This window comes from Pseudooceanicola aestuarii, assembly GCF_010614805.1.
Taxonomy (GTDB): Bacteria; Pseudomonadota; Alphaproteobacteria; order Rhodobacterales; family Rhodobacteraceae; genus Pseudooceanicola; species Pseudooceanicola aestuarii.
This window is the reverse complement of record NZ_JAAFZC010000001.1, coordinates 900,319-923,004: the sequence shown is the minus strand read 5'-3', so window position 1 is coordinate 923,004 and position 22,686 is coordinate 900,319. Positions and strand designations below refer to the sequence as shown.

The following is a 22,686-nucleotide window of genomic DNA, read 5'->3' as shown; positions in this document are numbered from 1 at the left end:
TGTCAGGACATATAGTTCATGCGAGGGCATTGCCATGGCCACGGCCGACGACCTTCTGGTCCAAATCGAAGCGCTGGAGGGGAAACTGGCCGAGGCGCGGACCTCCATCACCCGGCGGTTCGTCGGACAGACGCAGGTGGTGGACCTGGCCCTGTCGGCGCTGCTGTGTGGTGGACACGCATTGCTGATCGGCCTGCCCGGCCTGGGCAAGACCCGCCTGGTGGAAACCCTGGGCACGGTCATGGGCCTGCATGGCAACCGGATCCAGTTCACCCCCGATCTGATGCCGGCGGACATACTGGGGTCCGAAGTGCTGGAAACGGCGGCTGACGGGACGCGGGCGTTCCGGTTCCTGCAAGGGCCGGTGTTCTGCCAGCTGCTGATGGCGGATGAGATCAACCGCGCCTCCCCCCGGACCCAATCCGCGCTGTTGCAGGCCATGCAGGAAAAGGAAGTCACCGTCGCTGGAGAGGACCGGCCCCTGGGGAGTCCGTTCCATGTCCTCGCCACCCAGAACCCGATCGAGCAGGAGGGCACCTACCCCCTGCCGGAGGCCCAGCTGGATCGGTTCCTGGTGCGGATCGACGTCGATTACCCCGACCGCGCCACCGAACGCGACATCCTGTTGTCCACCACCGGGGTCGAGGAGGGGGACGCCCACGCCGTCTTTTCCGCCGGGGAGCTGCTGGAGGCGCAGACGCTGCTGCGGCGGATGCCGGTCGGCGATTCCATCGTGGAGATGATCCTGGACCTGGTCCGTGCCTTCCGGCCCGATGACCCCGCCGCCCCGGCCCGCGTGCGCGAGACCGTCAGCTGGGGCCCCGGTCCGCGCGCCGCGCAGGCGCTGATGATGACAGTCCGCGCCCGCGCCATGCTGCAAGGGCGCCTGGCCCCCGGACCGGAGGACGTGATCGCGATGGCGCGCCCGGTGCTGGGCCACCGGATGGGCCTGAACTTCGCCGCCCGCGCCCGTGGCGACGACCTGTCCACCCTGATCGACGAGGTCGCCGCCGGGATCACCCGGACCGAGGCGGCAGCGTGAATTCGCCCACCGCCCCGACGACCCTGCGCCAGTCCGCCGAAGCTGCCGCCGCCACCTTTCCCGACCTTCTGGCACGGGCAGAGCAGCTGGCGGGATCGGTGCTTCTGGGCGACCACGGGCGTCGGCGCGCGGGGCTGGGCGATGATTTCTGGCAATACCGTCCGGTGCAGCCCGGCGATCCGGCGCGCTGGATCGACTGGCGCCGCTCTGCCCGGTCGGACGATCGCTTCGTGCGGCAAAAGGAATGGCAGATCGCGCAAAGCGTGGTTCTGTGGGTCGATCAATCGGCGGCGATGCGCTTTGCCTCCGCCCCGAAACTGCCGGAGAAGGGCGACCGCGCCCGGCTGGTGGCGCTGGCGACGGCGATCCTGTTGATCCGGGGCGGCGAACGGGTCGGCATGGCCGGCACCGCGCTGCCGCCGCGGCGGGGCGGCAACCAGGTGCTGCGCCTGGCCGAGGCCCTCGCCCGCGACGGGGCGGAGGACTACGGCATTCCCGAACACCGCGCGATGATCCCCCATGCCCGCGCGCTGTTCGTGTCGGATTTCCTGGGCGATCTGGACGGATTGCGCATGGCGATGTCCAAGGCCGCCGATCGCGGTGTCCGCGGTGTGCTTCTCATGGTGCTCGACCCGGCGGAGGAGGCGTTTCCCTTTCGCGGCCGCACCATTTTCGAGAGTATCGGCGGCACCCTGCGTCACGAAACCCTCAAGGCCACCGAATTGCGGGCGCGCTATCTGGAGCGGCTCGCCGCGCGCAAGGCCGAGCTGGAGGCGCTGGCCCATGTCACCGGCTGGCAGATGCAGGTGCATCACACGGATAAATCAGCACAATCCGCGCTGTTGTGGATCTGGCAGGCGCTGGACAGGGGGACCGTCTGATGATGATCGGCCCCATCGGTTTCGCGGCGCCCTGGTTGCTGATCGCACTGGCCGCGCTGCCTGTCTTGTGGGTGATTCTGCGTGCCGTGCCGCCCGCGCCGATCCGGGCGCGGTTCCCCGGCGTAGCGCTGCTGTTGGGGTTGCGCGATGACGACACGGTCACGGATCGCACGCCCTGGTGGTTGCTTCTGCTGCGGATGCTGGCGGTGGCCGCGCTGATCCTCGGGCTGGCCGGGCCGGTGCTGAACCCGCGCGACGCGGCGCGTCCGGGTGCCGGGCCGTTGCTGATTCTGCTGGACGGCAGCTGGGCCGCCGCCCGCGACTGGCCGCGCCAATCGGAAACCGTCGATGCTCTGCTTGCAGAGGCCGGGCGCCAGGGCAGGACCGCCGCCGTGGTGCAGTTGTCCCAGCCGGAGGCACCGGTGTTCCGCACGTCGGAGGCCTGGCGCAGCAGCCTGCCTGGCCTGGCCCCGCGCCCCTGGGCCCCGGCCGGGACGGATGCGCCCGAGATGCAGCGCCTGATCGAGGCGTTGCGCGACATGCCCGCCCCGGTCGATACGGTCTGGCTGTCCGACGGGCTGGCCCGTGACGGGCGCCGCGAGGTGCTGGCGGCGGTGCAATCGCGCGGCTCCGTCCGGGTGCTGGAAAGCGCCCGCCCGGCTCTGGCGCTGCGGCCCGTGGGATTTGCCGATGGCAAGGTGCAACTGACCGGTCTGCGTGCCGCCACCACCGCTCTGCCGGGGCAGGAGGCGATCGTGCAGGTCCACGGACGCGATCCCGCCGGGGCGATGCGCGTATTGGCGGCCCAGCCGCTGACCTTTGCCGAGGGTGCGGACAGTGCCACGGTGGACATCGCCCTGCCTGCCGAATTGCGCGCCCGGGTTACCCATTTCGAGATCGCCGGCCAACGCTCTGCCGGGGCGGTGGCGCTGACCGATGACAGCCTGCGCCGGCGCGAGGTCGCGTTGATTGCTGCCAGCGAAAACCGCGAAGGGCTGGAGCTGTTGTCGCCGCTGCATTACCTGGAAAAGGCGCTGGCCCCCAATGCGGAGTTGTTGCGCGGCACGTTGATGGACCTCTTGCCCGCCAATCCGGACGTGATCGTCCTGGCCGACGTGGCCACCCTTTCCGAAGGGGAGACCGCCGCCCTGCTGGACTGGGCAGAGGGGGGCGGCACCCTGTTGCGCTTTGCCGGGCCGCGCCTGGCCGCAAGCGAGGTCGGGCGCGCGGCCGAAGACCCGTTGATGCCTGTGCGCCTGCGGGCCGGCGGACGCAATGTCGGTGGCGCGATGAGCTGGGGGGAACCCAAGACATTGGCGCCCTTCGACAGCGAAAGCCCCTTTGCCGGGTTGCCGGTGCCGGCGGATGTCACGATCTCTTCGCAGGTGATGGCGCAGCCCGATCCCGCGCTGGCCGCACGGGCCATTGCGCGGTTGTCGGACGGCACGCCTTTGGTAACGCGCAAATCCATGGGCCAGGGGCAGGTGGTGCTGTTCCATGTCTCCGCCAATGCCGAATGGTCCAGCCTGCCGTTATCGGGGCTGTTCGTGCAGATGCTGGAACGGCTGTCCGTTTCCTCGGCCAGCGGCCAGCCCGCCGCGGCGGAGGTGGAGGGGACGACCTGGCAGCCGCTGCGCGTTCTCGATGCTTTTGGCGGGATTTCGGAGGCTGGAACATTGCCCGGTGTCGCGGGGCCCACGCTGCTGGACGGTCCGCTGGGCCCCGATCTGCGCCCCGGCGTTTACCGGGATGGCGACCGGACTCTGGCGCGCAACGTGATCGGGCCGCAGGATGTCCTGACCCCGGTCCTCTGGCCCGCCAATGTTCCGGTGTCCGGGTTGGACCGGCAGGAGGAAACACCGCTGGGCGGGCCGCTGCTGGCGCTGGCGCTGCTGCTGTTGCTGGCGGATGTCGTCGCGTCGCTGGCGCTGTCCGGTCGGATGACGGGGCGGGTGTCTGGCCGCAGCTCCGGCGCGGTGGCCGGGCGCGGCACGGTGGCGCTCCTCGCGGTGCTGGCGCTGGGCCTGCCGGCCACGCCCCTGCGCGCGCAGCAGGACGGGGCGCCTGACGATTTCGCCCTCCTCGCGACCGAGGAACTGCGCCTGGCCCATGTGATCACCGGCGATGCGCAGTTGGATGAGCTGGCCCATGCCGGACTGCGCGGCCTGTCGGAAACGCTGTTCTTCCGCACGTCGGTGGAGCCGGGGGCGCCGCTGGCGGTGAACCTGGAAACCGACGATCTGTCGTTGTTTCCGTTCCTCTACTGGCCCGTCACCCCCGACCAACCCACCCCGACGGAGGAGGCCTACGCCCGGTTGAACCGCTACTTGCGCACCGGCGGGATGATCCTGTTCGACACCCGCGATGCCGATGTCGCGGGCTATGGCGCGGCCTCGCCCAACGGGCGCAAGTTGCAATCCCTCGCCGCGCCGCTGGACATCCCCGCGCTGGAACCGGTGCCCCGCGATCACGTCCTTACCCGCACCTTCTACCTGTTGCAGGACTTTCCGGGGCGTCATACCGGCGGCCAGCTGTGGGTAGAGGCCGCGCCTCCCGATGCGGAGCTGATCGAGGGGATGCCCTTTCGCAACCTGAACGACAATGTCACCCCGGTGGTGATCGGCGGCAACGACTGGGCTTCCGCCTGGGCGCAGGATGCGCGGGGCAATCCGATGGTTCCCGTCGGGCGCGGGTTCAGCGGCGAACGCCAGCGCGAAATCGCCTTTCGCTTCGGGGTGAACCTGGTGATGCACGTGCTGACAGGCAATTACAAAAGCGACCAGGTCCATGTGCCCGCGTTGCTGGACAGGCTGGGCCAATGACCGGAACCATCGTTTTTGATCCGCTGCTGCCTTGGGCGGCGGTGGCCCTGCTGGCCACATTGGCGGCGATCGGCACCGCGCTGGCGGCGTGGCGCGGGCTGGCCGGCTGGGCGTTTCGCGGGCTGGCCGGACTGGTGATCGCGGCGGCGCTGGCCGGCCCCTCCTACCGGCAGGAAGACCGCGCGCCGCTGACCGATATCGTGATGCTGGTGGAGGACCGGACCGCCTCGCAACGGCTGGGGGATCGCGCCGCGCAGACCGCCAGCGCCGCAGAGGAGCTGGCCCGCCTCGTCGCCGCCCGCCCGGAGACCGAGTTGCGCCGCGTCACCGTGCCCGACGGCGCCGATGACAGCGGCTCCCTTTTGATGACCGCCCTTTCCGACGCTCTGGCAGAGGAACCGCAGGGCCGCATCGCCGGAGTAATCCTGTTGTCGGACGGGCGGTTGCATGATCTGGACCGCGCGCCGGGCCTCTCCGCGCCGCTGCACCTGCTGCTGTCGGGGCAGCCGCAGGATTGGGACCGGCGGCTGATCGTGTCCAACGCGCCCGCCTTTGCCATCCTGGGCGAACCCGTGACCCTGGGCCTGCGGATCGAGGATACGGGCAATGTTCCCGACGATCTGCCCGCCGAGGCGGAGCTGGAAATCTCCGTCGATGGCGGCCCGCCGCAGACGTTCCGCGTCGCCACCGGGCGAGATTTCGAACTGCCCGTGACCCTGCCACATGGTGGGCGCAACGTCATTCAGTTCTCCGTCCCGGAGGCGGAGGGGGAACTGACCGCGCGCAACAATTCCGCCATTGTGCAGATGAACGGCGTGCGCGACAGGCTGCGCGTGCTGCTGGTGTCAGGATCGCCGCATCCTGGTGGGCGAACCTGGCGCAACCTGTTGAAATCGGACAGTTCCGTCGATCTGGTGCATTTCACCATCCTGCGCCCGCCGACGAAACAGGATGGCGTGCCGGTCACTGAACTGTCGCTGATCGCCTTCCCCACGCGGGAACTGTTTCTGGACAAGATCGACGATTTCGACCTCATCATATTCGACCGCTACAAAAGGCGCGGCATCCTGCCGTCGATCTACCTGGACAACGTTCGCGACTACATCACCAAAGGCGGCGCGGTGCTGATCGCGGCGGGGCCTGACTTTGCTTCTGCCGATTCGCTCTACCGGACGCCGCTGGGGCAGGTGTTGCCGGCCCGGCCGACCGCGCGGGTTCTGGAACAGGGGTTCCGCCCCGCGTTGACGGATATCGGCCAGCGCCATCCGGTCACCTCCGGGCTTGACCAGCTGTGGGAGGGCGATTGGGGCCGATGGATGCGCCAGGTCGACCTGGAGGATGCGACCGGGCAGGTGGTCATGTCGGGGATCGATGACCGGCCACTGGTTATCCTGGACCGGGTGGAAGACGGACGTGTCGCGCTGCTGGCCTCGGACCACGCCTGGCTGTGGCATCGCGGGTTCGAAGGGGGGGGGCCGCAGCTGGAACTGCTGCGCCGCACCGCCCATTGGCTGATGAAGGAGCCGGAGCTGGAAGAAGAGGCCCTGACCGCCGAGGCCAGCGGCCAGACCATGCGGATCACCCGCCGCACCCTGTCCGGCAATGCCGCCAGCGTGACCGTCACCGCCCCCGACGGGACGGAGACGCAGGTGCCCCTGGCAGAGGCCGCGCCGGGCCGTTTCACCGCGGAGGTGACAGGCCCGGAGATCGGTCTGTACCGTCTGCAAAGCGGGGAGGAGGAGGCCGTGATCGGCCTTGGCCCCGCCGCGCCGAAGGAATTCGAGGAAACGATCGCTGATGGTGCCGCGCTGGAGCCGTTGGTGAAAGGCACGCGCGGCGGGGTGCGGCGCCTGTCCGACGGGGTGCCCGATCTGCGCGATGTGCGTCCGGGTCGTCCGGCGGCGGGGCGCGGCTGGATCGGCCTGACGCCGCGCGGCGCCTACGAGACGCGCGATGTCACGCAGGTGCCGCTGTTGCCGGCCTGGCTGGTGCTGTTGCTGTCGGCGGGGCTGGTGCTGGCCGGTTGGCTGCGCGAAGGGCGGCGATAGCGGCGCCGGACTGAGGGGCAGGTGCCCCGGTCCGCGCCACCTGCGGGGTCAATGGTGGAAGGACAGTTCCACGGGATAAGGCGCGCTTTTGTCCCCGTTGGAGCAATGCGCCACGATGAACACCTTGCGCGTCCCATCCGGCAGCATGACGGAGGACAGGGAGCGGGTGAAGGGCTGTTCCGTCACATGGGGGTGGGCCAGTTCGCGAAAGGCGGCGCGATTGCCGTCCTGATCGAGAACCTCCCAACCGGAGGCATAGTGATCCCACCCCGAATCGGGATGTTCCAGCGTTACCTCGATCCGCCAGCCCATGGCCGATTTGCGGGCCGAGGCATCGACAATCCGAGGGGAGTCCGCCCAGGTGGACAGGGCGGTGGTGAGGGTCAGCGCGGCGGCAAGGGCAATACGTTTCATGCCGCCAGAATATCCGCGGATCGCGGCGGGATCACGTCACGTCCGTGTGTGTTTCGGGGCGTCGGGGGGCCAGGGCGTGGCCCTCCAGCAACACCGCACGCGATCGTGACACGAATTCGCGCCGCCACAGCATCGCGCAGGTCACCAGCGTCCCGCAGATCAGCCCCGCGGGTCCGAGGGCCCAGGCGATGGAGGCGAGGCTGAAATAGATCGACCGCAGACCTCGGTTGAAGCTGCGGGCGGCGGTAATGTTGATCTCCGCCGCCTTTGCCGCGAGGGTTAGCGCGCCGGGGTCTTCGGGATCGTTGGGCACCGCCCCCATCAGCACCGCGCAATAGCCGAACAGCCGGTTGGACCAGACGAATTTCAGGAATCCGTTGGTCAGGAACAGCAGCACAAGCAGCAGCTTGATCTCCCACAGGATGGCGGGGTCATCCTCCAGCACCAGCTGGTTCGCCACGCCGGTCAGGTGTTCGGCATTGCCCATCAGCGCCAGCGCCCCGCCGATCGCGATCAACGTGGAGGAGGCAAAGAACGAGGTCGCCGCGCGCAGCGATGTCAGGATCTGGCTGTCGAAGATGCGCGGTTCCCGCGTCACCATCTGGCGCATCCATTCGCGCCGGTATTCCGCCATCAGCGTCACGGTGGAGGGGCGACCGGCGGGCGGGTTCTCGATTCGCCAGCCGATGCCCAGCCAGGCGGCCAGGATCAGCACGACGGCCAGCGCGTCGGCGGGGTGAAACAGGGCAAGTCGGTCGATCCAGTTCATGGGTCTTGTTAGCCTTCCGGCAAGTGGATTGCCTATCGCTAAAATTGGTTATAAAAGTTTACCAATTACTTTCGGCGCCCCGGTGCCCCGCCCGCAAAAAGGACATGCCATGCAAATGCCCGATCCCGATCCGCAGGTTCTGGCCCGTCGTGACCAGTTGATCGGGCGGCTGTCGGCGGTGTTGCCTGCGGGGGCCGTGATCTCGGACCCGGCCGAAACGCGGGCCTATGAATGCGACGCCCTGACCGCCTATCGTTGCCCGCCGCTGGCCGCCGTGCTGCCCGCCACCACCGGGGAGGTCGCGGACGTTTTGCGGATCTGCCACGAGATGGGCGTGCCGGTGGTGCCGCGCGGCTCGGGGACTTCACTGGCGGGGGGGGCGCTGCCGACGGCGGATTGCGTGATCCTGGGCGTGGCGCGGATGAACGATGTGCTGGAGATCGACACCGAAAACCGCGTGATCCGCGTGCAGACCGGGCGCACCAACCTGTCGGTCTCCGGCGCGGTGGAGGATCTGGGGTTCTTCTACGCGCCCGATCCGTCCTCTCAGCTGGCCTGTGCCATCGCGGGCAATGTCGCGATGAATTCCGGCGGGGCGCATTGCCTGAAATACGGGGTGACCACCAACAACCTTCTGGGCGTGACCCTGGTGACGATGGAGGGCGAGGTGCTGGAGATCGGCGGCGCCCATCTGGATGCCGGGGGGCTGGACCTGCTGGGGCTGATCTGTGGCTCCGAAGGTCAGCTGGGTGTGGTGACGGAGGCGACGTTGCGCATCATCGCCAAGCCGGAGGGCGCGCGCCCGGTGCTGATCGGCTACGACAGCTCCGAGGTTGCCGGCCAATGCGTCAGCGACATCATCGAGGCCGGCGTGCTGCCTGTCGCGATCGAGTTCATGGACAGGCCCTGCATTCGCGCCACCGATGCCTTCTCCGGCGCGGGCTATCCCGATTGCGAGGCCCTGCTGATCGTGGAGGTGGAGGGCAGCGAAGCCGAGATCGCCGAACAGCTTGAGGTGATCACCGCCATCGCCCGCCGTCACGATCCGGTAGAGCTGCGCGAAAGCGGCAGTGCCTCGGAAAGTGCCGCGATCTGGCTGGGCCGCAAAAGCGCCTTTGGCGCCATGGGGCAGATCAACGATTACATGTGCCTGGACGGCACCATCCCGGTCAGTGCCCTGCCGCAGGTGCTGCGCCGCATCGCCGAGATGGCCGCCGATTGCGGGCTGGAGGTGGCCAATGTCTTTCACGCGGGCGACGGCAACATGCATCCGCTGATCCTGTTCAACGCCAACGAACCCGGCCAGCTGGAAACCTGCGAACAGCTGGGCGCGGATATCCTGCGGCTTTGTGTGGAGGTCGGCGGCTGCCTGACCGGCGAACATGGCGTGGGGGTGGAGAAACGCGACCTGATGGATGTGCAATATGGCCCCGACGATCTGGAGGCGCAGATGGCAATCAAGGATGTCTTTGATCCGCAGTGGCTTTTGAATGGGGCCAAGGTCTTTCCCCTGTATCTGAGCGAACCGCGCCGCAAAGGGGTGGCGCAATGAGGCCCACAGATGAGGCACAATTGGCAGAGGCGCTGCGGCAGGCAAAAGGCCCGGTGCGGATTCGCGGCGGCGGCACTCGTGGCGCGGCCGCATCCGGCCCGGCGGAGGTTATCGAAACCGGTGCGCTGTCCGGCATCCGCCTCTATGAACCGGGCGCGCTGACGCTGGTGGCGGGGGCGGGCACGCCGTTGCAGGAGGTGGCGCAGGTGTTGGCCGAGAAGAATCAGCGCCTGCCGTTCGAGCCGATGGATTGCCGCGCTCTGCTGGGCCGCGAGGGCACGCCCACGCTGGGCGGCGTGGCCGCGACCAACCTGGCCGGTCCGCGCCGGGTGCAGGCAGGCGCGGTGCGGGATTTCATGCTGGGCGTGCGGTTCGTCGATGGCAGTGGCCGGGTGATCGCCAACGGGGGCCGGGTGATGAAGAACGTCACCGGCTATGACCTGGTCAAGCTGCTGGGCGGCAGTTGGGGCCGGCTGGGGGTGATGACCGAACTCGCCTTCAAGGTGCTGGCCATTCCGCAAGCGGAGGCGACACTGATCCGCCGGGGCGAAACCATGGCCGAGGCGGTGCCCGTCCTGTGCCAGGCCATGGGCACGCCCTTTGACGTCAGCGGCGCCGCCTGGGCGGAAGGCGCCCGCCTTGTCCGGGTCGAAGGGATGGCCGGATCCGTCGCCTATCGCGCGGCGCAGCTGGACGCGGCGTTGGGCGGCGGCCACGAGATCGTCGAGGACGCGGAGAGCGCCGCGCTGTGGCGGGATGTGCGCGATGTCACGGCCTTCGCCGATCGGCCCGGCGCGGTTTGGCGCGTCTCCGTCAAGCCGACAGACGGCCCCCGGCTGATCGCCGCACTGGCCGAGGCCGGGCTGGCCGCGCAGGCGATCTGCGACTGGTCCGGCGGGCTGCTGTGGCTGCTGCTGGGCGAGGACGGCGACGCCGGGGCTGGCGTCCTGCGCGGGTTGGTGACCAAGATGGGCGGCCATGCCACCCTGTTCCGCGCCGGGCCCGACCTGCGCCGCAGGGTGCCGATGTTCCATCCCGAACCGGCCGGGATTGCCCGGCTGACCGAAGGGCTGCGCCGTCATTTCGACCCGCGGGGCCTGTTTTCCGAGGCAAAGACCGATGCAGCGACAAAGGTGACCGCATGATCCTGACTTCTCTTTTGGCTGCCACCGTCCTGGGCGCGGTACTCTACGGGTTCCTGATCGCGGCGGGCGCGCGCAGCATGTCGCTGCGGGTCTTGCTGCCGCTTTGCATGGTGCTGATCCTGGCCAGCCTGTCGTTGTTCTATGTCATGCCCCCCGACCAGGGGCAGGGGGCCGGGCGCATCCTGCTGGCGCTGACGCTGCTGTGGCTGGGCTGGATCCTGTTGATGGCCGGACTGGCGCGGATCACCATTCCGCGCGTGGCGGATCTGGGCGGAATCGTCGTGCTGGCCGGCGGGCTGGGCGCGATGGCGCCGCTGGCGGGCTTTGGCCTGGCGCGGGTCCTGGCCTGATGCAGACCCAATTCACTCCCGAACAGCTGCAAGATCCCGGCACCGAACGGGCGAACGAGATCCTGCGCGCCTGCGTGCATTGCGGGTTCTGCACCGCGACCTGTCCCACCTACCAGGTGCTGGGCGACGAGCTGGACAGCCCGCGTGGCCGCATCTACCTGATCAAGGACATGCTGGAGAACGATCGCACACCGGATGCCAAGACGGTGCAGCACGTCGATCGCTGCCTGTCCTGCCTGGCCTGCATGACGACTTGCCCGTCGGGCGTGCACTACATGCATCTGGTCGATCACGCCCGCGCCTATATCGAACAGAATTACAGGCGCCCCCTGTCGGACCGGGCCCTGCGGGCCGTGCTGGCCTGGGTACTGCCGCATCCGATGCGGTTCCGGCTGGCGCTGCTGGGCGCCCGGATCGCGCGGCCGGTGCGGCGGATGATTCCGGATGCGCGGGTTCGCGCGATGCTGGACATGGCTCCGCGTCGCCTGCCGCCGGTGTCGCGCAACGATGATCCGCAAAGCTTTGCCCCCCGCCAGGCGCCGCGCCGGATGCGCGTCGCGCTGATGACGGGCTGTGCGCAGAAGGCGCTGAACACCGATATCAACGACGCCACGATCCGCCTGCTGACCCGGTTGGGATGCGAAGTCGTGGTGGCGCGGGGGGCGGGGTGCTGCGGGGCGCTGACTCATCACATGGGCAAGGAGGCGCAGGCGCATGCCAGCGCCGCCGCCAATATTCGCGCCTGGACGGCAGAGATCGCGGGCGATGGGCTGGATGCGATCGTGATCAACACCTCCGGCTGCGGCACCACGGTGAAGGATTACGGCCATATGTTCCGCAACGATCCGCTGGCCGAACAGGCGCAGGCGGTGGCAGACCGCGCCATGGACATCACCGAACTGCTGACCCGCCTGGACCTGCCCCCTCCCCGGCCGGAGGCTGCCGGGATGCGTGTCGCCTATCACGCCGCCTGTTCTCTGCAACACGGGCAAAAGGTCACCCAGGCGCCCAAGGATCTGCTGGCCCGCGCCGGTTTTGCCGTGATGGTGCCCGCCGATGCGCATCTGTGCTGCGGTTCTGCCGGGACTTACAACCTGATGCAGCCGGAGATTTCCGGCCAGTTGAAGGCCCGCAAGGTCAACACGCTGGAGGCACTGACCCCCGATGTGATCGCCGCCGGGAACATTGGCTGCATGATGCAGATCGGGTCCGGTACCGGGGTGCCGGTGGTACACAGTGTCGAGCTGCTGGATTGGGCCAGCGGCGGGCCGCGCCCGCCTGCGCTGGGTAACGGGGAGGGTGACGCGCGGGAATTCTGGCCTGCGCCCTAATTTCGCCCTGCTGCGCCGTCAGTATGGCCAGACCCGTCGCAACCCGAGGCCCTGCCGAATGCTGTCCTTGCTCCATCGTGTCGCCCTCGCGGTTCTGTTTGCCCTGCCCGGTGGCGGCACAGTCCTGGCGCAATCCGGGCTGAAGCGTCTGGACACCGGCATAGACAGTCGCGGCTGGGAGGCCGTCGGCCGCCTGGACCTGGACGGGCGCGGATTTTGCACCGGTGCGCTGATCGAACCGGCGCTGGTGCTGACGGCGGCGCATTGCATGTTCGACCGCAGCACCGGCGAACGGTTCACCCCCGACCAGATCGAATTCCAGGCCGGGGTGCGCAACGGACGGGCCGATGCCTATCGCAACGTGCGCCGTGCCGTGCTGCATCCCGATTACGAATTCGGAACCGACGTCTCGCCCGAGCGGGTGCGCCACGACATCGCCCTGCTGGAACTGTACCACCCCATCCGCCAGCCCAATATCGCGCCCTTTCGCATGGCGCCGACCCCGCGCAGCGGCGATCCCGTGGGCGTCGTCTCCTATGCCCACGACCGCGCCGACGCGCCGTCGCTGGAAACCACCTGCGGCGTGATCGCGGCGCAGCAGGGGGTTCTGGTCACCTCCTGCGATGTCGATTACGGCTCCTCCGGCGCGCCGATCTTCAGCTTTTTCGGCGGGGTTCCTATGATCGTCTCCGTCGTCTCCGCCAAGGCGGAGGTCGAGGGTCAGCGCGTCGCGTTGGGCTCTGAACTGGACCGCCAGATCAAGGTGATGAAGGGCCAGCTGGACAGTGGCCTGACCCCCCGGAACCAGCTGACGCCAGGTGTCCGGCGCATCCAGGTGGGCGGTGGACGCAACAGTACGGGCGCCAAGTTCATCACGCCGGACAATTGAACCTTCTGCATTGACCTGGCGGCACTTGTCGCGGGCGCGGCGGGCCGCTCGGCGTCGATCCGCCCTCCGGGCCGGTGTCTGCCAGCTGAAACCCGCCCCCGCTTCGCAACCCGTCAGACGCCCCTTGAAACAAGGCGCGGGTTTTCCCACCTTTGTCTCATCAGGGCGCCCGATGCGGGCCCTGTCCAATCCGGCCCGTCCCATGGTGGGAGGGTCGCTACCTCAACTTGTTATCGCTTTGCGAAGGATGATGAGACATGCGTAATCTTGATTTCGCCCCCCTGTACCGTGCCACCGTCGGGTTCGACCAGATCGCCGACATGATGGATCGGGTGCTGACCAACGATATCAGTCAAACCACCTATCCGCCTTACAACATTGAGAAAACCGCCGAAGATGCATATCGTATCTCGATCGCCGTCGCCGGGTTCACCGACGCGGACCTGACGGTCGAGGTCAAGGAAAAGGCGCTGGTCGTCTCGGCTCGCAAGGCCGAGGAGGAGACCCCCCGGACCTACCTGCATCGCGGCATCGCGACGCGCGCCTTTGAACGGCGCTTCCATCTGGCGGATCACGTCAAGGTCACCGGCGCCACCCATGTCGACGGTATGCTGCATGTCGACCTGGCCCGCGAGGTGCCCGAGGCGCTGAAGCCCCGCCGCATCGAGATCGCCAAGGGCGATACGGTCGAAGCAAAGGCGATTGAAACCGCCAGGGCGTAAAGCCGACAGACCAGGACAACCCTCGTTTCTCAGATGGCGCGGCTTTGGCCGCGCCATTTTTTTCGCGCGCCGACTACCTTGTCCGCCGCATTTCCACAGCGGCGCCCGCCCGGTGCAACCGAACACGTCACCACGGCGTTGACGCAGGACGGGCAAGACCCGGTAACGCGGAAGGCAGATCATGGACGGTTCCTCCCCATTGGCCGATACCCCCCCCGCCCGCCCGGATTCGGCGTTGGGGCCGCGCCAGATCGTGTTGCTGGCCAATCGCGATTCGGGCACCAACAGCCGCGATGCCCAGGCCATCGACCGCGCGGTACAGGCCATGGGGCCGGATCGTGCGCGAATCGTGTATTGGACACCGGGCAGCGATCCCGAACCGTTGGTGGCGGCGGCGATCGCGGAGGGGGCGGATTGCATCGTCGCAGCCGGCGGCGACGGGACCGCGATGGCGGTCGCGCAGGCGATGCTGGGCAAGCCCTGCGCCATGGGTGTGCTGCCGCTGGGCACGTTCAACTTCTTCGCGCGCGGCCTGGGCCTGTCGGAGACACCAGAGGATGCCGCGCGCGCCGTCATCTGCGGTCAGCCCCACGATATCCGCATCGGCATGGTGAACGGCCAGGTGTTCCTGAACAATGCCAGCCTGGGGGTCTACCCGGCGATCCTGAAGGAACGTGAAAGCATCTACCGTCGCTGGGGCCGTCGCCGGATCATGGCGCATTGGTCGGTGGCCAAGACCTTTCTGCGGTTTCAGCGGCCAATGCGCCTGCGCATCACGGTGAACGGCGACACCCTGGCCTATCGCACACCGCTGCTCTTCGTGGCCCGGTCGGCCTATCAGCTGGACCTGTTCGACCTGAAGGGCGAGGCGGCGATCCACGATGATGCCTTTGCCGTGCTGATCGGGCGCGGCGACACCCGCTGGAAACTGTTTCGCCTGGCCTGGCGGCTCGTGACCCGGCAGATGCGGCCGGGGCGCGACTACGCGCTGATCCCGGCCAGTGACCTCAGCGTCGAGACGGGCAGCAAACATACCCTGGTCGCATTTGACGGCGAAAAGACCCGCGCCCGCGCGCCCTTTCGGTTCCACATGACGCAGGATACGTTGCGTATCATGCTGCCCGACCCGCAGGCGCGCCCATCCGACGGCGGCGCGCAGACCGCCGCATGAGAAGGCCGGCAGCGCAAAGGGAGACGCCTGTGAAACGGATCCTGCATCTGTCCGATCTGCATTTCGGTCGCGCCGATCCGGGACTGGTCGAACCTCTGCTGCGCGCCATCGACCGCAACGCGCCGGACCTGGTCGTGATTTCCGGCGATCTGACGCAGCGTGCGCGGGTCAGCCAGTTCCAAAAGGCCCGCGCCCTGATCGACCGCATCACCGCCCCCGTACTGGTGGTGCCGGGCAATCACGACACGCCGCTGGACAACCTGTTCCTGCGTTTCCTGCGCCCCTTTCACCGCTATCGCCGCCATATCAACCGGGAGCTGGAGCCGGGCCATCTGGACGACACGCTGGCGGTGGTGGGGGTGAACACGGTCAACAGGTTCTCCTGGCAGCGCGGGCGGTTTTCGCCCCGCACGGTGCGGCGGGTCTGCGACAGCTTCGACGTGACCGGGGGCCGGCTGTGCGTGGCGGTGCTGCATCATCCGCTCGAACACGGGCCGGGGGTGGAAAAGCGGCTGATGAAAGGCGCCCGCGCCGCGCTGCGGGATCTGTCCGAATGCGGCACGGACGTGGTGCTTTCGGGCCATTTGCACCAGACCGAGGCGCGGCCGTTCACGGCGCAGCCGGGGCTGTTGTTCGTGCAGGCGGGCACCGGATTGTCGACCCGCCTGCGCGGCGAGATGAACACCTTCAACGTGCTGGATTGCGCGCCGGGGCGGGTCGAAGTCACCGCCTGGGCGGCGGACGGCGGACGTTTTGCCCCGCGGGAGGCGGCGCGCTATCACCGTGGCGCCGAAGGCTGGACCCGCCAGGGACCACGCCGCGCCTTGTCCGGCGCCACCGGCTAGGGCCCGGACCGAGCTGCGCGAACCCCCCTTTATCAGACCCTGATACAGTCTCTGTACAAGGGGAGCCACCCGTGGCGCGGCCTACTCCGACCGCAGGGTGCGGCAGCCGGCAAACTTCAATGACAGACTCTTGTCAGACCCTGTAACAGAGCCTGCACAAGACCCTGTTGCAGGGGAAATCGGCCCCTGCCGCCTGGGCCGATCACTGCAAGTCGCCGAACGCTTTCTGCATCCGCTCCACCGCCTGTTCGATACGGGCGCGAGGGGTGGCGAAATTGAAACGCTGGAACCCTTCGCCGCCCTTGCCGAAAGTCTGGCCGTAATTCACCGCGATCCGGGCGTCCTTCAGGATGCGGGACTTTACTTCCTCCGGGGACATGCCGGTACCGGAGAAATCCACCCAGGCCAGGTAGGTGCCTTCGAGCGGCATGGATTTCAGGCCCGGGATGGCGTTCAGCCCCTCGTCCAGAATACGGCGATTGCCGTCGAGATAGGCCATCAGCGCATCGACCCATTGGGCACCGTCCTCGGAATAGGCGGCCTCTACCATGTGCAGGCCAAAGGAATTGGGCGAAATGCCAAGTGCGGCCATCCGGGCGGCAAAAGGTTTGCGCAGCTCCGCATCGGGGATGATGACGTTGCCGGTGTGGCACCCGGCCATGTTGAACGTCTTGGTGGTCGCGGACATCATGATCAGCCGGTCGGCGATCTCCGGCGCGGCGACGGCCAGGGGGATGTGTTTCTGATCGGGAAAGACCAGGTCATGGTGAATCTCGTCCGACACGATCAGCAGGTCGTGGCGCCGGGCGAAATCTGCCAGCCGGGTCAATTCCGCCTGCGTCCAGACGCGACCGCCGGGATTGTGCGGCGAGCAGAAGACAATCATCTTCTCCGACCCGTCCATCATCGCGTCATAGGCGTCGAAATCCAGAGTATAGCGCCCGTCGTTCAACGCCATGGGGCATTCCACGACGCGCCGGCCCGCGGCCTCGATCACCCGGAAAAAGGCGTGGTAGATGGGCGTGAACATGACGATCCCGTCACCTGGCGCGGTATAGGCATCGACGCACATGCCGGTGCCGTTGACCAGGCCGTGGGTGGTAAAGATCGCGGCGGGATCGACGCTCCAGCCGTGCCGGTTCTGCATCCACCAGCAGATCGCATCGATATAGGGCGAAGGGTTGCCGAAATAGCCGTAGATGCCGCCCGCCATCACTTCCTCCAGACGGCGCTGCACAGCGGCGGGCGGGCGGAAATCCATGTCCGCCACCCACATCGCCAGTCCGTCGTCGGGTGACAGGTCGTAATATTGCTGAAGGTTGTCCCACTTGGCCGAATGCGTGCCGCGCCGGTCGATCAGTTCGTCAAAGTTCATGTGTCGGTTCCCTTGTTCTTGGCCAGACGCTAGCCGACAGGCGGGCAAGTGCAAGTCCCCCCGCCACGCCGTCTTGCGCCGATATTGCGCCGCTGCGGGGCATCGCCTACATGGTGGCCATGATACGCCCGATCCTGATCCACCCCGATCCCCGTCTGAAAAAGGCCGCTGCCCCCGTGCCCGACCTGTCCGACGATCTGCGCGCCCTGGCCGATGACATGCTGGAGACAATGTATGACGCACCGGGCATCGGCCTGGCCGCGCCGCAGATCGGCCAGAACCACCGCCTGATCGTGATGGATTGCGTCAAGGACGAGGGAGAGGCGCCGCGCCCCTACGTGATGTTCAACCCGCAGGTCATCGCCTCGAGCGAGGAAACCTCGGTCTACGAGGAGGGGTGCCTGTCCATCCCCGAACAATACGCGGAAGTCACCCGCCCGGCAGAGACGACGGTGCGCTGGATCGACCGCAACGGGGCGGAGCAGGAAGAGACGTTCGGCGCGCTCTGGGCGACCTGCGTGCAGCACGAGATCGACCACCTGGAGGGCAAGCTGTTCATTGATTACCTGACGCCGATGCGTCGCCAGATGATCACCCGCAAGATGCAGAAGCTCAAGCGCGAGAAGGCGCGGGACTGAGATGCCCGCACGCCCCCTGGTGATCTGGCCTGATGCGCGCCTGGCCCGCCCCTGTTCCGAGGTCCCCCATGGCCTGGATTGCCGCGCGCTGATCGTGGACATGTTCGACACGATGTATGCCGCACCCGGCCGGGGGCTGGCCGCACCGCAGATCGGGGTGATGCAACGGATCTTTGTCATGGATTGCGGCTGGAAGACCGGCAGCCGCACCCCGCGCGCCTGCCTGAACCCGGAGATCACCGACCGCTCCGATTCCATCGCCCTGGCAGAGGAAGCCTGCCTGTCGATCCCCGGTATCAGCGCCGAGGTGCCGCGCCCGGCTGAGATCACGCTGCGCTGGTACGACCCGGACTGGACCCGGCAGGAAGCCCGTCTGAGCGGTTTTGACGCGATCTGCGCCCAGCATGAATTCGACCACCTGGAGGGACGGCTTTACCTTGACTACCTGCCGCCCGACCGTCGTGCGACGCTGGACGCCGCCTACGGGATCCGGCCATGACGGCCCGCGTCTGCCTGCCCTGGCCCGATCCGCGCCTGCGCCGTCCCGCGCAGGCGGTGAGCGAGATCACCGACGAGATCCGCGCCCATTGGGACGACATGGTCGACACGATGGAGGCGATGCCCGGCGTTGGCCTGGCCGCGCCGCAGATCGGTGTGACCCTGCGGTTGGCCGTGGTCGATGCGTCGGAGGCCCGTGGTCAGGCGGTGCGGATGGCGAATCCGGAGGTGCTTCATGCCTCCACCCAGCTTCGGGAGCATGAGGAGGCAAGCCCCAACCTGCCCGGCGTCAGCGCCCGCCTGTCCCGCCCGCGCGCCGTGACCGTGCGGTTCCTGAATGCGGACGGGGTGATCGAGGATCGCGATTTCGTCGGGCTTTGGGCGACTTCGGTTCAGCACCAGATCGACCACCTGGCGGGGCGGATGTATTTCGACCGGCTGAGCAAGATGAAACGCGACATCCTGCTGCGCCGGGCGCGCAAGCTGAACGGGTAGGGCCGCCCGGGGGCGCTGCTCTACCTCCGCCGGCGCATGTTCCGCAACGACGAACGCGCTCGTCAGGCGAACCTGTCGCCGGCGGCCAGAGGCTGCCCGCGCAGGAAGATCTCCGTGTCCTGCGCGGATTTTCCCGCGCGCTGGGCGCGGGTGATCTGCACGGCGCCGTCGCCGCAGGCGACGGTCAGCGCATCGTCCAGGACCATCCCCGGCGCGCCGCTGCCCGTGGTCACGCGGGCCCCCAGAAATTTCACCCGCCGGGTGTCGATTTCCGTCCAGGCGCCGGGAAAGGGGGCAAGACCGCGGATCTGGCGGTCGATCTCCACCGCCGGACGGGACCAGTCGATGCGGGCCTCCGCCTTGTCGATCTTGGCCGCGTAAGTGACGCCGGTCTCGGGTTGCGGCACGGGCGTCAGGGTGTCCAGCCGGGAGAGGGCGGTGACCACCAGCCGCGCACCCATCTCCGACAGGGTGTCATGCAGGGTGCCGGCCGTCTCCGCCGCGCCGATGGGCAGAGCCTGGCGCAGCAGGACGGGGCCGGTGTCCAGCCCGGCCTCCATCTGCATGATGCAGATCCCGGTTTCCGCATCACCCGCCATGATCGCGCGCTGAATGGGCGCGGCGCCGCGCCAGCGGGGCAGCAGGGATGCGTGGATGTTCAGGCAGCCGCGCGCGGGGGCGTCCAGCACCGCCTGCGGCAGGATCAGCCCATAGGCCACGACGACGGCGATATCGGCCTTCAGAGCGGCGAATTCGGCCTGTGCCTCAGCGGATTTCAGACTGATGGGGTGGCGCACCGCGAGTCCCAGTTCGGTGGCGCGGGCCTGCACGGGAGAGGGGCGGTCCTTCTTGCCGCGTCCGGCGGGGCGGGGGGGCTGGCAATAGACGGCGGCGATATCGTGCCCGGCCTTTACCAGCGCGTCCAGCACCGGGACGGAGAAATCGGGTGTTCCCATGAAGATGATGCGCATGATGTGCCCCCTGCGGTTCGTCGCGTCCCTAGCAGGCGCACGGGGGCGGGGCCAAGCGCGAAAGCGGGGCGGCTGACCGGAATGGCGGTCGGGGCCGCGTGGCCCGGACGCCCGGCGGTCAGCTCTTGAACGGGGCCATGCCGGCGCGCGCCAGCTCGTCTGCGCGCTCGTTCTCGGGGTGGCCTGCGTGGCCCTTGACCCAAGCCCAGGTGACGTCGTGGCGGGCCTGCGCGGCGTCCAGGCGCTGCCACAGCTCCGCGTTCTTGACGGGTTTCTTGGCGGCGGTCTTCCAGCCGTTGCGCTTCCAACCGTGAATCCAGCCGGTCACACCGTTCTTGACGTATTGGCTGTCCGTCACGACGGTGATCCTGGTGGCGCGGTTCAGGCTTTCCAACGCGGAGATGGCGGCCATCAGCTCCATCCGGTTGTTGGTGGTGTCCGCCTCACCGCCTTTCAGTTCGCGCTCCTTCACGACGGTGTCGCCGTCCTTGGCCTGAAGCAACGTGCCCCAGCCACCCGGGCCGGGATTGCCGGAGCAGGCTCCGTCGGTATAGGCGTAAAGTTCTGTCATGGCGCAGGGATCACCACGCCGGGCGCGCGGCGTCAAGTGGGGATGCGGGAGCAAGGGAGCCGCGCGGGGGTCAGGCCGGTTGGCGCAGCACGCGCGGCACCTTGAACTCCACATTCTCCTGCGCGGTTTCCACCAGGTCCAGCGTCACGTCGAATCGCGATTTCAGCGCGTCGATGACTTCTTCCACCAACACTTCGGGGGCAGATGCGCCGGCGGTGACGCCCATGGCGGTGACGCCGTCCAGCGCGCGCCAGTCGATATCGGCGGCGCGCTGCACCAGCTGGGCATAGCCGCAGCCGTTGTTCGCCGCGACTTCGACGAGCCGACGGGAATTCGACGAATTCGGTGCGCCAACCACCAGCATCGCATCGATGCGGTGGGCCATCGCCTTGACCGCCGCCTGACGATTGGTGGTGGCATAGCAGATGTCTTCCTTGTGCGGGCCGACGATCTGCGGGAACCGCGCCTGCAACGCGGTCACGATTCCGGCGGTGTCGTCCACCGAAAGGGTCGTCTGGGTGACAAAGGCCAGACGCGTCGGATCGCGCACATCCAGCGCGGCAACATCTGCCTCCGTTTCGACCAGAAGCACCTCGCCATCGGGTAACTGGCCCATGGTGCCGATGGTTTCGGGATGACCGGCGTGGCCGATCATGACGATTTGCAGACCGGTGTCGTGATGGCGCTCCGCCTCGATGTGGACCTTGGAGACCAGGGGGCAGGTGGCATCGACATAGATCATCTCCCGGCGGGCGGCCTCGGCCGGGACGGCCTTGGGGACGCCGTGGGCGGAGAAGATCACCGGGCGGTCATCGGGACATTCGGTCAGTTCTTCGACAAAGACAGCGCCCTGATCGCGCAACGCGTCGACGACGAATTTGTTGTGCACGATCTCGTGGCGAACATAGACCGGGGCGCCCCATTTCTTCAGCGCCATTTCGACGATCTTGATCGCCCGGTCGACACCGGCGCAGAAGCCGCGCGGTGCCGCGAGGTACAGCGTCAGGGGCGGTTTGGTCATGGCGGGATCCTCTCGCATTGGCCTACAGGTAGGGGGTGGCGGCCAGCGCGTAAAGACCCTGCGCGGGGGTCAGCCCAGCATCCGGCCCGTCAGCCAGGCCAGGGCCGCGTAGCGCGCCGTCTTGGCCAGGCCGACCAGCAGAACGAACAGCCACAGCGGGCAGCGCATGGCCCCGGCCACCAGGGTCAGCGCATCGCCAAACGGCGCCCAGGACAGCAGCAGCGACCACAGCCCCCAGCGGGCGTACCAGCCGCGCGCGCGGTCAAGTTGCGCATCCGTCAGGGGAAACCAGCGCCGGTGGCGCAGCCGGTCGATGCTGCGCCCGATCGCGTAATTGACGGTGCTGCCTGCGGTATTGGCCAGGCTGGCGACGCCGATCAGCAGGGCCAGCGGTGTCTCTCCGCGCAATTGCACCGCGGCAAAGACGATTTCGGACTGGAACGGCAGCAGGGTGGCCGCGCCGAAGGCGGCAAGCGCCATGGCAATCAGGTCACCCTGCATCCCGGGCCTGCGTCCCGGCCTTAGTGGGCCGCAACGTTCCGCTGGTGGCGTTCGCTGTCGTCGTGATTTTCACGCGGGGGGCGGCCGATCACTTCTTTCAGCTCGTCCAGTTCGATGAAATTGTCGGCCTGGCGGCGCAACTCGTCGGCGATCATCGGCGGCTGGCTGCGAATGGTCGACACGACGGAGACCCGCACACCCTGGCGTTGCAGGCTTTCGACCAGGGGCCGGAAGTCGCCGTCGCCGGAAAACAGCACGATGTGATCGACGCGCGGCGCCAATTCCATGGCATCGACCGTCAGCTCGATATCCATGTTGCCTTTTACCTTGCGCCGGCCCTGACTGTCGGTGAATTCCTTCGCAGGCTTTGTCACCATCGTGAAGCCGTTGTAGTGTAGCCAGTCCACCAGCGGGCGGATGGGCGAGTATTCTTCGTTTTCGAGCAGGGCGGTGTAATAGAAGGCACGCAACAACTTACCGCGACGCATGAATTCCTGGCGCAGCAGCTTGTAATCGATGTCGAATCCCAATGCCTTGGCAGCGGCGTACAGATTCGATCCGTCGATGAACAGCGCCAGCCGTTCGTCTTTGTAGAACATTTAAACTTCCTTCGGTCGGGAGCCAAATACCCCGAT

23 protein-coding genes are annotated in these 22,686 nt (G+C 67.7%); 15 read left to right on the top strand and 8 right to left on the bottom strand.

The genetic code is table 11. From position 1 onward, the window contains the following. Nucleotides 1-34 precede the first annotated feature (34 nt). The 4 genes from G5A46_RS04340 to G5A46_RS04325 are packed head-to-tail and all read left to right on the top strand — an operon-like array spanning nt 35 to nt 6,793. Complete coding sequence (locus G5A46_RS04340) at nt 35-1,042, top strand: AAA family ATPase (protein WP_163847654.1); 1,008 nt, start codon at nt 35-37, stop codon at nt 1,040-1,042. Next, complete coding sequence (locus G5A46_RS04335) at nt 1,039-1,923, top strand: DUF58 domain-containing protein (RefSeq protein WP_163847653.1); 885 nt, start codon at nt 1,039-1,041, stop codon at nt 1,921-1,923. Before G5A46_RS04340 ends, G5A46_RS04335 begins: the two co-directional genes overlap by 4 nt. Next, nucleotides 1,923-4,745 (top strand): DUF4159 domain-containing protein, encoded by a 2,823-nt coding sequence (locus G5A46_RS04330; protein ID WP_163847651.1) that lies wholly within the window; start codon nt 1,923-1,925, stop codon nt 4,743-4,745. The genes G5A46_RS04335 and G5A46_RS04330 overlap by 1 nt, the downstream gene beginning before the upstream one ends. Next, nucleotides 4,742-6,793: a hypothetical protein gene (locus G5A46_RS04325; protein ID WP_163847649.1), complete on the top strand. Its 2,052-nt coding sequence runs from the start codon at nt 4,742-4,744 to the stop codon at nt 6,791-6,793. The genes G5A46_RS04330 and G5A46_RS04325 overlap by 4 nt, the downstream gene beginning before the upstream one ends. Nucleotides 6,794-6,841: 48 nt before the next feature. Here G5A46_RS04325 and G5A46_RS04320 read toward each other — a convergent pair whose 3' ends face one another. Both G5A46_RS04320 and G5A46_RS04315 read right to left on the bottom strand, forming a co-directional pair. Next, complete coding sequence (locus tag G5A46_RS04320) at nt 6,842-7,207, bottom strand: hypothetical protein (protein WP_163847648.1); 366 nt, start codon at nt 7,205-7,207, stop codon at nt 6,842-6,844. Between the two features lie 31 nt (nt 7,208-7,238). Further along, nucleotides 7,239-7,976, bottom strand: coding sequence for a DUF599 domain-containing protein (locus G5A46_RS04315; RefSeq protein WP_163847646.1), 738 nt, complete (start codon nt 7,974-7,976; stop codon nt 7,239-7,241). 109 nt (nt 7,977-8,085) lie between these two features. Here G5A46_RS04315 and G5A46_RS04310 point away from each other — a divergent pair, with 109 nt between their 5' ends. The 8 genes from G5A46_RS04310 to G5A46_RS04275 all read left to right on the top strand — a co-directional run bounded on the left by G5A46_RS04310 (nt 8,086) and on the right by G5A46_RS04275 (nt 15,981). Next, a complete protein-coding gene (locus G5A46_RS04310; RefSeq protein ID WP_163847644.1) occupies nt 8,086-9,528 on the top strand; it encodes an FAD-linked oxidase C-terminal domain-containing protein in 1,443 nt (480 codons plus the stop codon). Next, nucleotides 9,525-10,673, top strand: coding sequence for an FAD-binding protein (locus G5A46_RS04305; RefSeq protein WP_163847642.1), 1,149 nt, complete (start codon nt 9,525-9,527; stop codon nt 10,671-10,673). The genes G5A46_RS04310 and G5A46_RS04305 overlap by 4 nt, the downstream gene beginning before the upstream one ends. Continuing rightward, nucleotides 10,670-11,023 (top strand): hypothetical protein, encoded by a 354-nt coding sequence (locus tag G5A46_RS04300; protein WP_163847640.1) that lies wholly within the window; start codon nt 10,670-10,672, stop codon nt 11,021-11,023. The genes G5A46_RS04305 and G5A46_RS04300 overlap by 4 nt, the downstream gene beginning before the upstream one ends. Continuing rightward, on the top strand, nt 11,023-12,354 hold the full coding sequence (gene glcF, locus G5A46_RS04295) for a glycolate oxidase subunit GlcF (protein ID WP_163847638.1): 1,332 nt from the start codon (nt 11,023-11,025) through the stop codon (nt 12,352-12,354). The genes G5A46_RS04300 and glcF overlap by 1 nt, the downstream gene beginning before the upstream one ends. A gap of 58 nt (nt 12,355-12,412) precedes the next feature. Further along, complete coding sequence (locus tag G5A46_RS04290) at nt 12,413-13,243, top strand: trypsin-like serine peptidase (protein ID WP_163847636.1); 831 nt, start codon at nt 12,413-12,415, stop codon at nt 13,241-13,243. A gap of 257 nt (nt 13,244-13,500) precedes the next feature. Continuing rightward, nucleotides 13,501-13,965, top strand: a complete 465-nt coding sequence (locus G5A46_RS04285) for an Hsp20 family protein (RefSeq protein WP_163847634.1) — start codon at nt 13,501-13,503, stop codon at nt 13,963-13,965. 181 nt (nt 13,966-14,146) lie between these two features. Continuing rightward, on the top strand, nt 14,147-15,136 hold the full coding sequence (locus G5A46_RS04280) for a diacylglycerol/lipid kinase family protein (protein WP_163847632.1): 990 nt from the start codon (nt 14,147-14,149) through the stop codon (nt 15,134-15,136). Between the two features lie 29 nt (nt 15,137-15,165). Then, entirely contained in the window at nt 15,166-15,981 is an 816-nt protein-coding gene (locus G5A46_RS04275) for a metallophosphoesterase family protein (RefSeq protein ID WP_163847630.1), read from the top strand. Nucleotides 15,982-16,183: 202 nt separating this feature from the next. Here G5A46_RS04275 and G5A46_RS04270 read toward each other — a convergent pair whose 3' ends face one another. Beyond that, complete coding sequence (locus G5A46_RS04270) at nt 16,184-17,356, bottom strand: MalY/PatB family protein (RefSeq protein WP_163847628.1); 1,173 nt, start codon at nt 17,354-17,356, stop codon at nt 16,184-16,186. Nucleotides 17,357-17,475: 119 nt separating this feature from the next. Here G5A46_RS04270 and def (G5A46_RS04265) point away from each other — a divergent pair, with 119 nt between their 5' ends. From def (G5A46_RS04265) to def (G5A46_RS04255), 3 genes are read left to right on the top strand one after another with little or no spacing between them, the layout of a single operon-like run. Then, nucleotides 17,476-17,994: a peptide deformylase gene (gene def / locus G5A46_RS04265; protein WP_163847626.1), complete on the top strand. Its 519-nt coding sequence runs from the start codon at nt 17,476-17,478 to the stop codon at nt 17,992-17,994. A 1-nt stretch (nt 17,995) separates the two neighbouring features. After that, nucleotides 17,996-18,493 carry a peptide deformylase gene (gene def, locus G5A46_RS04260; protein ID WP_163847625.1) on the top strand — a complete coding sequence of 166 codons (498 nt, stop codon included), beginning with the start codon at nt 17,996-17,998 and terminating at the stop codon, nt 18,491-18,493. Next, nucleotides 18,490-18,987 carry a peptide deformylase gene (gene def, locus G5A46_RS04255; RefSeq protein WP_163847623.1) on the top strand — a complete coding sequence of 166 codons (498 nt, stop codon included), beginning with the start codon at nt 18,490-18,492 and terminating at the stop codon, nt 18,985-18,987. Before def (G5A46_RS04260) ends, def (G5A46_RS04255) begins: the two co-directional genes overlap by 4 nt. A gap of 62 nt (nt 18,988-19,049) precedes the next feature. Here def (G5A46_RS04255) and fmt read toward each other — a convergent pair whose 3' ends face one another. From fmt to G5A46_RS04230, 5 genes are all read right to left on the bottom strand, one after another. Further along, on the bottom strand, nt 19,050-19,958 hold the full coding sequence (fmt, locus tag G5A46_RS04250) for a methionyl-tRNA formyltransferase (protein WP_163847621.1): 909 nt from the start codon (nt 19,956-19,958) through the stop codon (nt 19,050-19,052). A gap of 118 nt (nt 19,959-20,076) precedes the next feature. Next, entirely contained in the window at nt 20,077-20,529 is a 453-nt protein-coding gene (rnhA, locus tag G5A46_RS04245) for a ribonuclease HI (RefSeq protein ID WP_163847620.1), read from the bottom strand. A gap of 70 nt (nt 20,530-20,599) precedes the next feature. Continuing rightward, the gene (gene ispH, locus G5A46_RS04240) at nt 20,600-21,550 is read right to left on the bottom strand and encodes a 4-hydroxy-3-methylbut-2-enyl diphosphate reductase (protein WP_163847618.1); all 951 of its coding nucleotides are present in this window, start codon (nt 21,548-21,550) and stop codon (nt 20,600-20,602) included. A 69-nt stretch (nt 21,551-21,619) separates the two neighbouring features. Continuing rightward, the gene (locus tag G5A46_RS04235; protein WP_163847616.1) at nt 21,620-22,051 is read right to left on the bottom strand and encodes a YqaA family protein; all 432 of its coding nucleotides are present in this window, start codon (nt 22,049-22,051) and stop codon (nt 21,620-21,622) included. Between the two features lie 20 nt (nt 22,052-22,071). Beyond that, nucleotides 22,072-22,650 (bottom strand): LabA-like NYN domain-containing protein, encoded by a 579-nt coding sequence (locus G5A46_RS04230; protein WP_163847615.1) that lies wholly within the window; start codon nt 22,648-22,650, stop codon nt 22,072-22,074. Nucleotides 22,651-22,686 lie beyond the last annotated feature (36 nt).

Coding starts and splice junctions, on each gene's coding strand:
- G5A46_RS04340 (WP_163847654.1), top strand. CDS start 35: ATGGCCACGGCCGACGACCTTCTGGTCCAAATCGAAGCGCTGGAGGGG.
- G5A46_RS04330 (WP_163847651.1), top strand. CDS start 1,923: ATGATGATCGGCCCCATCGGTTTCGCGGCGCCCTGGTTGCTGATCGCA.
- G5A46_RS04325 (WP_163847649.1), top strand. CDS start 4,742: ATGACCGGAACCATCGTTTTTGATCCGCTGCTGCCTTGGGCGGCGGTG.
- G5A46_RS04320 (WP_163847648.1), bottom strand. CDS start 7,207: ATGAAACGTATTGCCCTTGCCGCCGCGCTGACCCTCACCACCGCCCTG.
- G5A46_RS04315 (WP_163847646.1), bottom strand. CDS start 7,976: ATGAACTGGATCGACCGACTTGCCCTGTTTCACCCCGCCGACGCGCTG.
- G5A46_RS04310 (WP_163847644.1), top strand. CDS start 8,086: ATGCAAATGCCCGATCCCGATCCGCAGGTTCTGGCCCGTCGTGACCAG.
- G5A46_RS04305 (WP_163847642.1), top strand. CDS start 9,525: ATGAGGCCCACAGATGAGGCACAATTGGCAGAGGCGCTGCGGCAGGCA.
- G5A46_RS04300 (WP_163847640.1), top strand. CDS start 10,670: ATGATCCTGACTTCTCTTTTGGCTGCCACCGTCCTGGGCGCGGTACTC.
- glcF (WP_163847638.1), top strand. CDS start 11,023: ATGCAGACCCAATTCACTCCCGAACAGCTGCAAGATCCCGGCACCGAA.
- G5A46_RS04290 (WP_163847636.1), top strand. CDS start 12,413: ATGCTGTCCTTGCTCCATCGTGTCGCCCTCGCGGTTCTGTTTGCCCTG.
- G5A46_RS04285 (WP_163847634.1), top strand. CDS start 13,501: ATGCGTAATCTTGATTTCGCCCCCCTGTACCGTGCCACCGTCGGGTTC.
- G5A46_RS04280 (WP_163847632.1), top strand. CDS start 14,147: ATGGACGGTTCCTCCCCATTGGCCGATACCCCCCCCGCCCGCCCGGAT.
- G5A46_RS04270 (WP_163847628.1), bottom strand. CDS start 17,356: ATGAACTTTGACGAACTGATCGACCGGCGCGGCACGCATTCGGCCAAG.
- def (WP_163847626.1), top strand. CDS start 17,476: ATGATACGCCCGATCCTGATCCACCCCGATCCCCGTCTGAAAAAGGCC.
- def (WP_163847625.1), top strand. CDS start 17,996: ATGCCCGCACGCCCCCTGGTGATCTGGCCTGATGCGCGCCTGGCCCGC.
- def (WP_163847623.1), top strand. CDS start 18,490: ATGACGGCCCGCGTCTGCCTGCCCTGGCCCGATCCGCGCCTGCGCCGT.
- fmt (WP_163847621.1), bottom strand. CDS start 19,958: ATGCGCATCATCTTCATGGGAACACCCGATTTCTCCGTCCCGGTGCTG.
- rnhA (WP_163847620.1), bottom strand. CDS start 20,529: ATGACAGAACTTTACGCCTATACCGACGGAGCCTGCTCCGGCAATCCC.
- ispH (WP_163847618.1), bottom strand. CDS start 21,550: ATGACCAAACCGCCCCTGACGCTGTACCTCGCGGCACCGCGCGGCTTC.
- G5A46_RS04235 (WP_163847616.1), bottom strand. CDS start 22,051: ATGCAGGGTGACCTGATTGCCATGGCGCTTGCCGCCTTCGGCGCGGCC.
- G5A46_RS04230 (WP_163847615.1), bottom strand. CDS start 22,650: ATGTTCTACAAAGACGAACGGCTGGCGCTGTTCATCGACGGATCGAAT.